Origin of the sequence: Pseudomonas cavernae (assembly GCF_003595175.1) — a bacterium.
Lineage (GTDB): Bacteria > Pseudomonadota > Gammaproteobacteria > Pseudomonadales > Pseudomonadaceae > Aquipseudomonas > Aquipseudomonas cavernae.
Map to the genome: position 1 here is coordinate 684,214 of NZ_CP032419.1, position 12,598 is coordinate 696,811.

13 protein-coding genes are annotated in these 12,598 nt (G+C 52.4%); 11 read left to right on the forward strand and 2 right to left on the reverse strand.

All coding sequences use genetic code 11. The features are described 5' to 3' along the window. The 11 genes from wbpD to D3880_RS22600 all read left to right on the forward strand — a co-directional run bounded on the left by wbpD (position 1) and on the right by D3880_RS22600 (position 10,216). Positions 1-582, forward strand: a complete 582-nt coding sequence (gene wbpD, locus D3880_RS03195) for a UDP-2-acetamido-3-amino-2,3-dideoxy-D-glucuronate N-acetyltransferase (RefSeq protein WP_119892083.1) — start codon at positions 1-3, stop codon at positions 580-582. Between the two features lie 3 nt (positions 583-585). Next, entirely contained in the window at positions 586-1,707 is a 1,122-nt protein-coding gene (locus D3880_RS03200; RefSeq protein ID WP_119892084.1) for a DegT/DnrJ/EryC1/StrS family aminotransferase, read from the forward strand. A gap of 35 nt (positions 1,708-1,742) precedes the next feature. Further along, positions 1,743-3,116, forward strand: a complete 1,374-nt coding sequence (locus D3880_RS03205) for a lipopolysaccharide biosynthesis protein (protein ID WP_119892085.1) — start codon at positions 1,743-1,745, stop codon at positions 3,114-3,116. Between the two features lie 341 nt (positions 3,117-3,457). Beyond that, positions 3,458-3,610: a hypothetical protein gene (locus D3880_RS22855; RefSeq protein ID WP_177412153.1), complete on the forward strand. Its 153-nt coding sequence runs from the start codon at positions 3,458-3,460 to the stop codon at positions 3,608-3,610. Between the two features lie 81 nt (positions 3,611-3,691). Next, positions 3,692-4,810 (forward strand): glycosyltransferase, encoded by a 1,119-nt coding sequence (locus tag D3880_RS03215; protein WP_119892086.1) that lies wholly within the window; start codon positions 3,692-3,694, stop codon positions 4,808-4,810. A 135-nt stretch (positions 4,811-4,945) separates the two neighbouring features. Next, positions 4,946-6,055, forward strand: coding sequence for an EpsG family protein (locus D3880_RS03220; RefSeq protein ID WP_119892087.1), 1,110 nt, complete (start codon positions 4,946-4,948; stop codon positions 6,053-6,055). Further along, entirely contained in the window at positions 6,052-6,870 is an 819-nt protein-coding gene (locus tag D3880_RS03225) for a glycosyltransferase (RefSeq protein WP_119892088.1), read from the forward strand. The genes D3880_RS03220 and D3880_RS03225 overlap by 4 nt, the downstream gene beginning before the upstream one ends. A gap of 63 nt (positions 6,871-6,933) precedes the next feature. Continuing rightward, a complete protein-coding gene (locus tag D3880_RS03230; protein ID WP_119892089.1) occupies positions 6,934-7,995 on the forward strand; it encodes a glycosyltransferase in 1,062 nt (353 codons plus the stop codon). 20 nt (positions 7,996-8,015) lie between these two features. After that, on the forward strand, positions 8,016-9,038 hold the full coding sequence (gene galE, locus D3880_RS03235) for a UDP-glucose 4-epimerase GalE (RefSeq protein ID WP_119892090.1): 1,023 nt from the start codon (positions 8,016-8,018) through the stop codon (positions 9,036-9,038). 67 nt (positions 9,039-9,105) lie between these two features. Then, positions 9,106-9,465, forward strand: coding sequence for a VanZ family protein (locus tag D3880_RS03240; protein ID WP_119892091.1), 360 nt, complete (start codon positions 9,106-9,108; stop codon positions 9,463-9,465). A 277-nt stretch (positions 9,466-9,742) separates the two neighbouring features. Next, on the forward strand, positions 9,743-10,216 hold the full coding sequence (locus D3880_RS22600) for a hypothetical protein (RefSeq protein ID WP_162934928.1): 474 nt from the start codon (positions 9,743-9,745) through the stop codon (positions 10,214-10,216). A gap of 22 nt (positions 10,217-10,238) precedes the next feature. Here the strand turns inward: D3880_RS22600 and D3880_RS03250 are convergent, their stop codons facing one another. Together D3880_RS03250 and ppa are read right to left on the reverse strand one after the other, a co-directional pair. Further along, positions 10,239-11,507: an O-antigen ligase family protein gene (locus tag D3880_RS03250; protein WP_238474396.1), complete on the reverse strand. Its 1,269-nt coding sequence runs from the start codon at positions 11,505-11,507 to the stop codon at positions 10,239-10,241. 470 nt (positions 11,508-11,977) lie between these two features. Further along, positions 11,978-12,505: an inorganic diphosphatase gene (gene ppa / locus D3880_RS03255; RefSeq protein ID WP_119892094.1), complete on the reverse strand. Its 528-nt coding sequence runs from the start codon at positions 12,503-12,505 to the stop codon at positions 11,978-11,980. Positions 12,506-12,598 lie beyond the last annotated feature (93 nt).

Here is a 12,598-nt window from a genome sequence, read left to right on the forward strand (position 1 = left end):
ATGAGCCACTACCAGCACCCCAGCGCCATCGTCGATGACGGCGCGCAGATCGGCGAAGATTCGCGTGTTTGGCATTTCGTTCACGTCTGTGGCGGTGCGCGCATCGGCAAGGGCGTGTCCCTTGGTCAGAACGTCTTCGTCGGCAACAAGGTCATGATCGGCGACAACTGCAAGGTGCAGAACAACGTCTCCGTCTACGACAACGTAACCCTCGAAGATGGCGTGTTCTGTGGGCCAAGTATGGTCTTCACCAACGTCTACAACCCGCGCTCGCTGATCGAGCGCAAGGACCAGTACCGCGACACCCTAGTGAAGAAAGGCGCCACCCTGGGCGCCAACTGCACCATCGTCTGCGGCGTGACCATTGGCGAATACGCCTTCGTCGGCGCCGGTGCGGTAGTGAACAAGGACGTGCCGGCCCACGCCCTGATGGTCGGCGTACCGGCACGACAGATTGGCTGGATGAGCGAGTTTGGTGAGCAATTGGAGCTTCCGCGGCAAGGACAGGGCGAAGTCACCTGCCAGCACACCGGCGCACGCTATGTACTGAGCGGCAACACCCTGAGCAAAGTGGAGGCGTAATAAATGATCGAATTCATCGACTTGCAAACACAGCAAGCCCGCATCAAGGACAAGATCGACGCCGGCATCCAGCGCGTCCTCGCCCATGGCCAGTACATTCTCGGCCCGGAAGTCGCGGAGCTGGAAGAGAGGCTCGCGGCCTTCGTCGGCGCCAAATACTGCATCACCTGCGCCAACGGCACCGATGCCCTGCAAATCGCACAAATGGCCTTGGGCATTGGCCCGGGCGATGAAGTCATCACCCCTGGCTTTACCTACATCGCCACCGCCGAAACCGTGGCCCTGCTGGGTGCCAAGCCGGTGTATGTGGATATCGACCCGCGCACCTACAACCTCGACCCGCAACTGCTGGAAGCCGCCATCACCCCGCGTACCAAGGCGATCATTCCGGTATCGCTATACGGCCAGTGTGCGGATTTCGACGCCATCAACGTCATTGCCGCTAGGCATGGCATTCCGGTAATTGAGGATGCGGCGCAGAGCTTCGGTGCCACCTACAAGGGCAAGCGCTCCTGCAACCTGACCACCATCGCCTGCACCAGCTTCTTCCCTAGCAAGCCCTTGGGCTGCTATGGCGACGGCGGTGCAATGTTTACCAATGACGATGAGCTGGCCGTAGTCCTTCGCCAGATCGCCCGCCACGGTCAGGATCGTCGCTACCACCACATCCGCGTCGGCGTGAACAGCCGCCTGGACACCCTGCAAGCCGCCATCCTGTTGCCCAAGCTGGAAATCTTCGAAGAGGAAATCGCACTGCGCCAACAAGTAGCCGCTCGCTACAACGAACTCCTCGCCACTTGTGAGAGCGGCGGCCCCGCCGCGAATGCCCTTTCTCCGATCATCGCCACACCCTGGGTCGAGCCCCACAACACCAGCGTTTACGCCCAATACACCCTTCGCGTCACCGACCGCGCAGCGGTGCAGGCGAAACTGAAGGAAGCCGGAATCCCTACTGCCGTTCACTACCCAATCCCGCTGAACAAGCAACCGGCGGTGGCGGACAGTGCGGCCCGGCTGCCGGTGGGCGATGACGTGGCGGAGCAGGTAGTGAGTTTGCCGATGCATCCGTATATGACTGCCGACATCATCAATAATGTTACCGATGCAGTAGCTGACCAAAAATAAATAACCATTCCAAACTCCTGTCGAATAGCCGCCTCATGTCGCTTAAAGCGAAATTCCAGCAAACAACACAGAATGGATTCATTCGCTCGGTCAGCGTACTGGTGAGCGGCACAGCATTTGCGCAAGCGCTAATGGTGCTTGTCCTGCCAATCCTGACCCGCTTGTATACTCCCGAAGATTTCAGCGTATTGGCGGTTTATGCTGCGCTACTTGGAATAATTTCTGTAGCGGCATGTCTGCGACTTGATGTGGCCATACCCATGCCACAAAAAGATGAAGATGCAGCAAATCTTTTTGCATTGGCTCTGTCTTTCACGATCATCACGGCAAGCATTACCACTTTGGTGGTGCTGTTTTTATCCACTGAGTTCATGGTTGAAGTTGGTCTTGAAGCTCTGCTGCCTTACATATGGATGCTCCCGGCAGGCATTCTTTTCGCCGGCTCTTATAGCTCACTCCAGTTTTGGGCTACCCGAAAGAAGGCTTTTCCGTTTGTTGCCAAAACTCGCATGACTCAGGCTACCGCCGCAGCAACGTCACAGGTGGGCCTTGGCTGGTTTGGGCTAACACCATTCGGCCTACTATTTGGCCAGATGCTCAGTAGCGGCAGTGGTGTATTGGGCCTTGGAAAACGCATGTGGATGGAAGACCGTAGCGTTTTAAGGGCCATCTCGATAGCAGAAATGCGGCACCTGCTCCATGAATACCGGCGTTTCCCGCAATACTCGACCTTCGAGTCCTTAGCGAACAGCGCAGCCATCCAGCTCCCTGTGATCATTATTGCCTCCCTGGCCATCGGCCCAGAGGCAGGCTTCTTGATGCTGGCCATGCGCGTGATGCAAGCCCCAATGGGACTAATTGGTGGAGCGATTGCACAGGTCTACCTTTCGCGTGCACCCGAAGAGTTCCGCAAAGGCAATCTTGGCCCTTTCACAGCGACCATATTCGGCGGACTGCTGAAAACCGGTGTTGGCCCTCTTGTTTTTGCCGGCATCGTAGCACCAGATGTATTCGCACTTATTTTTGGTGAGGAGTGGCGCCGTGCTGGTGTCTTGGTCATGTGGATGACTCCGTGGTTCATTATGCAGTTTCTGTCGTCGCCTATTTCAATGGCGCTACATGTAACCAACAACCAGCGCACAGCGCTGTATTTGCAAGCATTCGGGCTTGCTCTTCGGGTAGGATTTGTTTTTGCAGCAGCTGAGTTTTCGCGATCAAATATTTCCGAAGTATATGCAGTGTCAGGCTTGATTTTTTATTGTGCATATATTGTTTTTATTATTCGCTCAATTAAATGCAGTTTGAGTGATTGTTTAAAAGAATCGAAATCCGGTATTCCTTATGTCTTGGCTTGGGTTGCTTTTGGTTTACTCGCCTCATTTATTTTTGAAGTTATAAACTTTCCATGAGAAAGGCTTTGCCATGGCAAGTGTTGTGCTCAAACGGACGAATGCAAAAGCGCGCTGCTGGTGCCTTGGGTACGCCTCAATAGTCACGCAGCCCTGCATCCAGCTGATCTAGTCAACACCTTCGACTGGATCATGGATGTCTCCAAGCGGCACGGACTGGTCAGTGCTTCATCTGTGGCCGCACCGCCCCGAGCAAGGATGCCGACTATGAGCCAATCCACGAACTGATGCGCCGCATTCATGCGTTTGGTCATGGAATTGGCCTGCATCCGCCCGCTGATCGCTAGGGAATGCACCGTCATGGCCCCGCGTTACATGGGGCTCGGTACTGGAGATGCCGCATGGAACAAGTGCGTGAACTGAAAGACGCCTGCAAAGCGGTCAACGGCCGCTTTACCTTGCTTTGGCATAACTCACAGGTTGATAGCCGCGCCCTCCAAATTGTGGTCTATCGGCTCTTCAACTCCTCCTTTTTGATGCCAGAAGTTAAATAGCTCTGCCGTAAAGCCAATCATCTAAGCGCCCAGATCAATCAAACTAATCTTGCCACCGCCCCAACCAATAGTGATTTCAAGATGAGCAACACTGCACTATTCATTAACTACTGTGGTATTCCAGGTGGCGCCGAGCGGCGCTTTGCTAGAACATTTCTAGCAATTCAAGGAAAAAATAAAAACGTATTTTTAATAATAAACAAACATGGGAGAGAAGCTCTTGAAAAAAAAGGGATAACCCTTGGTAAAAAGAATATATTACAAACCGATTCCACTAAAGAAAAAAAAGAAAAAATCCTAGATAAGATTCTAACTCTTGCCAGCACTTGGCTAATCATAAAGAAAAACAAAATTCACCATGTGCATTACCCTGTCGACCCATCAATATACACATTTGCTCACTCTTTTCTCGTCAGAATACTAAACGTTTCCTACTCGCTTTCCATAGTGGACTCAAGTAGGGTTTCAAAAAACGACCTGAGCTTTTTACAAAAAATAATATGGAAAAGAAGCATAAAGAAAGCCTCAAGGCTTGACATTCTTTCAGATGGAATACATGCCAATATAACCAAGATCTTCGGAAAACTACCGTCTTGGGAGATTTCCCCTTGCTCATTCACTGACTACTCCAAATCACACAAAGGATCCACTAGAAGAGATTTCAATTTCGTAATGATGAGCCGATTCACTCAAGGGAAAGGCTATGAATTACTTTTTGACGCACTAGAATACATAAAAAAAAATCGGCCGCTGGATATAAATAAAATAGGCAAAATTGGTCTATTTGGAGATGGCCCACTGAACACGTACATCGCCAAAAGAGTACAAGACAACAAGGAGTTCAAAATACAAATAAGTTATACTGACAATCCATTTGAAGTTTTCTCAAAGTCTAACTTCTTTCTATCCTTGCAAAAGAGCGAAAACTATCCTTCACAATCAATATTGGAAGCAATGTCTTGCGGCGCAATAGTTATAGCCACTGACGTTGGCGAAACTTACAAAATTGTCCCAGACGGCATAGGCTACAGGGTCAACCCAACCCCTAAGAGCCTTGCCCTTACCATGATTGATTTTGCGGACAAACATGACAATCGAGCTGAAATGTCAAACGCATCAATCGATTTCGTTAAAAAAACACATACTATTTCTAGGTTCTCCACATATCTTGACAATTTCTTGCGCGATGCCAGCCGTTAACCTTTGCCTTAATTGACCTCACCTAAAACTAACGCAACCATTCCGCACAAAGAAACACTCACCATAAACGAAAGCACTCACAAAAGCTCAGAAATACACTTGAAAAATCTTAAACAATAATGGCAATCTAAAATCATGAGCAGCACCTTAACGCTATATTTTTATCTAATCGTTAGCTGGTTCTTAGCAATATTTTTGCATAACAAAAAATCCATCACCCAAAATACCGGCACCTTAAATTTATACAAGCTTATTTTTTTTACCGTACCACCACTGATCGTTGGCTTCTTCTTTGCTGCACTACGCCCCTTCAACGCAGGTGGAGATACAATTTCGTACATCTCTGCCTTTTCTCGCATTTCATCTCCCTTTACAGCGGCAGAAAATGCAAGCTATGGAACTGAACTTCTGTTCTGGCCAACCCAGGCAGTCATAAAATTTTTCTTTGACGCGCGCGGCTGGCTTGTCGCAAATTATCTGATTGTTGCTTTTCTGGCTTTTTTTGCCTATAGAAAAATCACGCAAAACACAAAAATATCTCCTTTATTATTTTCCTTAGTGTTCATGACGTTTTTTGCCGTTTACACCGGTAACGCCATGCGCCAGGTATACTCCATCCCATTAGGGCTAATTGCATTTCATTACTGCTATAATAAAGACCATCTCAAGTTTTTGATTTTTTCTGCCCTAGCAATTTTCTTTCACTGGTCTGCTGCAATAGTGCTGTTCAGCCCTGTATTCACAAGAATACCAAACAACATAAAATTCTATATAGGCATACCCATTGCCGCACTCGTCTGCTCATCACTCATCGAGCAAGTCACCGATCTTGTAATAAGCCTCTCTGGCTTTGACTGGCTGATTGCCAAGGCGAATCTTTACTTTAAAGGCGGACGTGTCTCACATATTGAGGCCGCCTGGAAGACGATGAATTTCTGGTTATGCATAGCCATATACTTATCCTTGATAATCACCAAAGCAGTAACTACCAAGGCATACCAAGAAACAACTAAATATTCTCTCATGTTCATATCGCTGATGCTGTTTTCTGTCAACAATCCTGATGTCTCAGAAAGATACATGGTTTGGTTTGTTTTTATAATCCCAATATCCGTCGCCATTATTTTATCAAGATTCAAAATAGCTATTCCGGTAAATAACGCCATTTACGCAATCTTATTTTCACTGATGGCCGTCCTCGTCTTTACCCGCGCAAGCGCTATGGAAACACTGGGAATCGCATGATGAAAAAATGCTGTGTGCTAATTCCATACTACAATGCTGGCGAATCCTTGCTTCATTCGATCGAATCAATCGACCATGAATTTGTCCGCCCTGATGTGATTGTGGTCGACGATGGAAGCCTAAAAACAAAAGCCGCAGAGGTCATTAAGCACTATAACGGCCCACTCACTATAAAGCTGGTCGAACTGGAGCAGAATCAAGGAATTGAACATGCCCTAAATAAAGGGCTGGACACTTATGGGCGTGACTATGAGTTTATCGCCCGCCTTGACTGCGGCGACCTATGCAAGAGCGATAGAATCAGAAAGCAAATCCAGTTTCTTGAAAAAGAAAACTCCTATTATTTTGTGGGGAGCTGGGTTGATTTCATAGGGATTAGTGGAAAACATCTCTTTACATTACAGCAACCGTGCGATTTCGATGAAATCAAGAAAAAAATGTTCCTAAATGCAACCTTCACGCATCCATCTGTGACTTTTCGAAGCGCAGTACTTGACTCAATCGGAACATACCCAACTGACGCCCCGGCAGCTGAGGATTACGCTTACTTCTTCAAAATCATAAAAAAACATAAAGCATCAAACATACAAGAAAGCCTTGTCAGCTGCCTTATAGACCCTAATGGAATATCTACTATAAAGAGGAGATCGCAAATAAGAAGCAGGATATCAATAATTATAAAAAACTTCGACTACACCCCTCACGCTTTTTATGGATTAGTCAGATCCGCAATCTTACTGCACACTCCAAGGAGTCTTTCAATCCTCCTAAATAAATATCTTAAGCAAGGCATGAGAAAGACTTCCGAATTCTGATCAAATTGGCTCTCCCTGCGCCCCAGCCAATCGCCCTTGGCTATACTATATTTTGAGTTTTGCATGATGAAAGTCGTACATGTTATTGAGGCATGGAAAGGTGGCATCGCAAGCTACGTGGAAGCTCTAGTAAAATATCAATTAGCCAAGGGGTATACTGTATTCTTATTGGCAGACAGTAATCAGTTAGATACTGACGCTAGGGATCTTGGCGCGGAGGTTATTAATTATAAATCATCTAGAAGCCCCCTGGCCTTTATTCGTATTGCAAAAGAAATCTCCGAAAAAATAGAAATAATTTCACCTGATATAGTTCATTGCCATAGCACTTTTCCAGGTATATATGTACGACTCTTAAAAAATTCGAACAAGGTAATTTATACGCCGCATGCTTGGAGTTTCTTCAAGAAAGATGTAGGTTGGTTAGCCCGTTTTACTTACAAGCGCATTGAATACTTCATGAGCAAGCGGTGTAAAAAAATAATCTGCATGTCCCTTGAGGAAATGAAAGCGGCGCGTTCGATTGGCATATCGCCCGAACGACTTTCTTTGGTTTACACAGGTATTCCCGGTCTGTCTCAGGGAATTGCCGCAACGAAGAAAAATGAATCATGTAGTGGTGATGGGCCACTCAAAGTCGGCTTCTTCGGCCGATTTGACTATCAAAAGGGCTTTGATTTGCTCGAGAAGGTCGTCCCATTACTGGCTAACAATGTGGAAATTCACTTGTTCGGTGGGGCGGTAAGGGGGGACAACAAGAGAATTGATAGCCATTTTTTTCTTCATGGATGGATTGATCATTCGAAAATCCATGATTGCATGTCATCCATGGACGTTATCCTTATTCCGTCCAGGTGGGAAGGTTTTGCCTTGACCCCTCTGGAAGCAATGCGGGCGGGACGGTCAATAATAATATCCAATCTTTCATCGCTGCCTGAGGTGGTAATCCATGGGTTCAATGGAATTATCCTGCCTGATTACTCTGCAGAGCAATTGGCCATGGTTTTGAACTCCTTGGACAAGACCGAATGTTTTCGGATGGGCGAAAATGGCCGGAAAATTTACGAGCAAACTTTCAGATTTGATGACTTTGCAGAGAAAGTTTCTGCTGTCTATTTGAGCTGACTTTTAAATGGTGCCCCGCTTTGAATAAAAAAATCCTCGTAACCGGCGGCGCCGGCTATATCGGTTCACACACCACCTTGGCCCTGCTCGAAGCCGGTTTCGAGGTGGTGGTGCTGGATAACCTCTGCAACAGCTCGCCGGAGTCGTTGCGCCGCGTCGAGCAGATTTGCGGCAAGGCGCCGGTGTTTATTCAGGGCGATATCCGCGACCGCGAGTTGCTCGATGATCTGTTCTCCCAGCACCGGATCGGCGCTGTGTTGCAATTCGCCGGTTTGAAGGCGGTGGGGGAGAGCGTGCAGAAGCCGCTCGACTATTACGACAACAATGTCAGCGGAAGTGTGACCCTGTGCCAGGCCATGGCCCAGGCCGGGGTGTTCCGCCTGGTATTCAGCTCGTCTGCAACCGTGTATGGCGAGCCGGCGCAGATGCCGATCCGCGAGGATTTCCCCACGGGTGTGCCGACCAATCCCTATGGCCGCTCCAAGCTGATGGTCGAGGAGCTGCTGAAGGATCTGGCGCACTCCAACCCGCGCTGGAGCATCGCCCTGCTGCGTTACTTCAACCCGGTGGGGGCGCACCAAAGCGGGTTGATCGGTGAGGACCCCAACGGTATTCCCAACAACCTGCTGCCCTATGTCAGCCAGGTGGCCATCGGCAAACTCGCGCAGCTTTCGGTATTCGGTGACGATTACCCGACCCCTGACGGCACGGGTGTGCGCGACTACATCCATGTGCTCGATCTGGCCGCTGGCCATCTGAAGGCGCTACAGGCGATCAGCCAGAAAGCTGGGTTGAATATCTGGAACCTGGGCACCGGTACCGGTTACAGCGTGCTGGAGATGATTCGCGCTTTCGAGCTTGCCAGCGGCCAGGCGGTGCCTTACCAGATCGTTGCCCGCCGCCCGGGGGACATCGCCGAATGCTGGGCGGACCCGGCCAAGGCTGCACTTGAACTGGGCTGGAAAGCCGAGCGAGGGCTTGAGGCGATGATGGCCGACACTTGGCGCTGGCAGTCGCGCAACCCGCGGGGTTATGCGCAGTAAGGGGGGCCTTTTTATCTTTGCCCTTGCGTTCATCACTCACTCGGAAATTTGAGAGTCTCTAGCCTTTATGCAGTATCTGCGTGTTTTGCCCTTTCTTGCGGTGCTGGTGGTAATCCTGTGCACCGGTTTGAAGCCTGAGCCTGTGGCACAGGTGTTCGATCAGCAGGACAAGTTGCACCATCTGCTCGGCTTCGCAGCCCTCTTCTTTACCTTGCGCTTGGCTTTCCCCCGCCCGCATTTCATTTGGCTGATGGCCCTCAGCCTGGCGGCTGCGCTGTTGATCGAGCTAGGCCAGGGCTTGTTGCCCCATCGCACGCCCTCGGCGGTGGACATGCTGGCTAATATGCTGGGTGTCGCTTTGGGTTGGCTTTGTTCGCTGGCGCTTGGCTGGCTGCACGCTCGGGGCGCTTGTCAACAGGGCAATTGATGCCTGGTTCGGCTTAATCCCCGTGCACCTCGGCTGAGGTTTGTCACTGGCAAAACGCACAAGATCTTGGCGCAGGCATAACCCCGGCAAGGCTTAGCTCTGGCTGCGTTTGAGCGCTGGTCGCACCATGCCCGTCCGGCTAATCCTTAAGCCCGCAACCACTACACTCAAGCTGGAAAGCGGGTGTATCGATGAGGAGTTGGGGGAGTATTGAGTTAGGGATGAATGCTTAGGGAATTGCTGCATACACCCGCTCGTGGCGTAACAGGCACCGAGCGTGAACGTGATGAACCTATGGCCGAATATTGTCTCCCATACAGCTTCAGGGCTGGCTTTTTCCCTCCTGCGTGCTTGGCGCTATGAGCCGGCGGGCGCAGAGCGCTACAAACATGCGCGTCTAATCGATAACGCGGCTTGCTGCCGACTGGCGAGTAGTTGCGTGCTGTGTGAGTTGGCACTGCAGCGTATGTTCTGCTGTATGCAGCTTGTGCTTTTTGCACTGCTGTCTGGCTGTGCAATGGATGACGCGCATCTGGTGTTAATACGTGACGATGTGTTGATCCACGTGCGCTTGGTCGAGCATATCGACTACAAACCCGGTGCTGAGGCATACGGCCTTACGCGTTGTGCCAATGGAGTGTGCGTGCTGGAGATTCTGCGCGATCGCTACCCGTTCTGCCTGCAGCATGAGCTGCGCCATGCCTTTGAGGGCGATTGGCATGGACAGCAAGAAACCCTTGAGGATTGTTAATCGGTCTGCCTGCTTGGCGCGCTTAGGCCTGCTGGCTGCGTGTTTTGCGCTGGCGCGGGTTGCTGTGACTGCCGGCGAGCACGGCTATGGCGCAGAGCACCACCAGGGTTGCGGCGTTGGCCGGGATCTGCAGGTTGAAGTCGGTGCTGGAGTGGATCAGCAGGGCGATGATGCCCATGCTCGCGCCGAAACCCACCCCGCTGCGGTACACCGATTCGCGCCGCCATAGCGCACGGAGGGCATGCCACAAGGCCAGCAGAATGAAGACCGCCAGCGGCAGGCTGCCCAGCAGACCGAACTCGATGGCGAACTGCAGGTAGTCGTTGTGCGCATGGTCGAAATGAATGCGGATGTCCTCGCCCGGGTACTGGGGGAACACCGCTTCGAAGCTGCCCGCGCCTTGCCCCAGCAGTGGGCGTTCCTGCAGCAGCGGGATGGCGTAGCCGAACACGTCATCGCGGACTTCGTTGGCCTGCTGGACCACTTCGCCATTGACCACCACGTCGTTCAGGCGGGTGTTGAGCACGCGGTCTTTGAGCTTTTCCAGGCCGAAGTACTGGCTGATCACCAATACGTCGATGAGGATGATGCTGGCGAGGATCAGACCGTTGCGCAGGCGGTGTTCCTTCTCCAGCAGGACGAACAGGCCGCCCACCAGCAGCAGGCTGGCGAAGAACGCGGTGTTGCCCATGCGCGAGTGAGTCATGACCAGGGCGATGACCATCACCACCAGCGCCAGGCGCAGGCGCGCCTTGGGGCCCATCAGCAGTTCCAGCAGGTTGACCCAGCTGAACGGGCGGCCATCACGCAGGGCCAGCAGTAGGCCGATGCCGCAGGCCAGGGTCATTTCCAGGTAGCCCGCCAGGTGGTTGCGGTTGACGAAGGTGCCGGTGGCATCGCCGAGGTAGCTGGTTTTGGGGCCGGCCAGCAGCCATTCCACGCCGGAGAGGGTCATGAAGGCGCCGAAGAAAGCCTGCAGGGTACCGCTGACCACCAGCGTGCCGAGCAGCAGGCTGAGGCGCTTGCGGGTCTGGAACAGGCTGACCACCAGGAAAAACAGCAGGCAGTAGGCCAGGCCGAGCATCAGGTACTGGAAGCTCGAGCCGTTATCCAGGCTCAGCCCGGCCAGCCATTGCACCGCGACCCAGGCCTGAGTGAGCAGGAGCAGGCCGAGCATGGGCAGGGCGACTCTCAGCGCCTGGTTCCGACTGCCTTGCGCAGCCCCGCCGCGCAGTTGGCCAACAGCCCAGAGGCTGCCGACCACCCCCATGAGGCACACGAACAGCCCCATGGACCAGTCCCGGTTGCTGCCCAGAGGAAGGGGCAGCCACACCAGGAGGAAAAGGGTGGCGCATAACAGAAACCGCTCGAGGAAGCTTGTGGGCTGGGACATAGGCGATGCTGGTTGGTGGTGTCGCCGTGAGGCAGGCGTGGTGTGTCGAGGGTGCTCAAAAGGGCAGCAATTGTAGGGGGTTCTGCCGCTAATAACCACGGCACGAGAAGCTCTTACGCACCGTCGTCTTGATAACTGGCCCGCGCCTCGTCGCTAGGAAGCACCGTGCCCGCTATGGGCGCAATTTCGCAGGCAGCCGATGGCTATGGTGCTGGACGGAGCTTTGGCAGGAGAGCCCGGGTAGCTTCAGGGCGGTGGGGGAACAAGTGGGGGAACAAATCAATGTATAAACGCCAAGCTCGAAAACTACTTGGGTTTCAGACATAAAAAAGCCGGCTTGTGGCCGGCTTTTAGGGGGTGGCTTTGGCTTATTTTTGGTAAGCCGCAACCGCCTTGGTAATTTCGGCGCGGGCCTCTTCAGCGTTGCCCCAGCCCTCAACCTTGACCCACTTGCCCTTCTCGAGATCCTTGTAGTTCTCGAAGAAGTGCTTGATCTGCTCGAGCAGCAGGGCCGGCAGGTCGGTGTACTCCTGCACGTCTTTGTACAGAACGGTGAGCTTGTCGTGTGGCACGGCGAGCAGCTTGGCGTCGCCGCCAGCCTCGTCGGTCATGTGCAGGACGCCGACCGGACGCGCGCGGATCACCGAGCCCGGGGCGACCGGATAGGGGGTCACGACCAGCACGTCGAGGGCATCGCCATCGTCGGCCAGGGTGTTGGGGATGTAGCCGTAGTTGGCCGGGTAGAACATCGGGGTGGCCATGAAACGGTCGACGAACAGGCAGTCGCTGTCCTTGTCGATTTCGTATTTGATCGGCGCATGGTTGGCCGGGATCTCGATGGCGACGTAGATGTCGTTCGGCAGGTCTTTGCCGGCCGGGATCTTGCTGTAGCTCATGGGCGACTCCCAAAGGGTGGGCCTAAAAAGTGGGCGCGATTATAGGCACATTCCCCGAGCGTTACCATGCCGCTGAACTCAGTCATTGGTCGA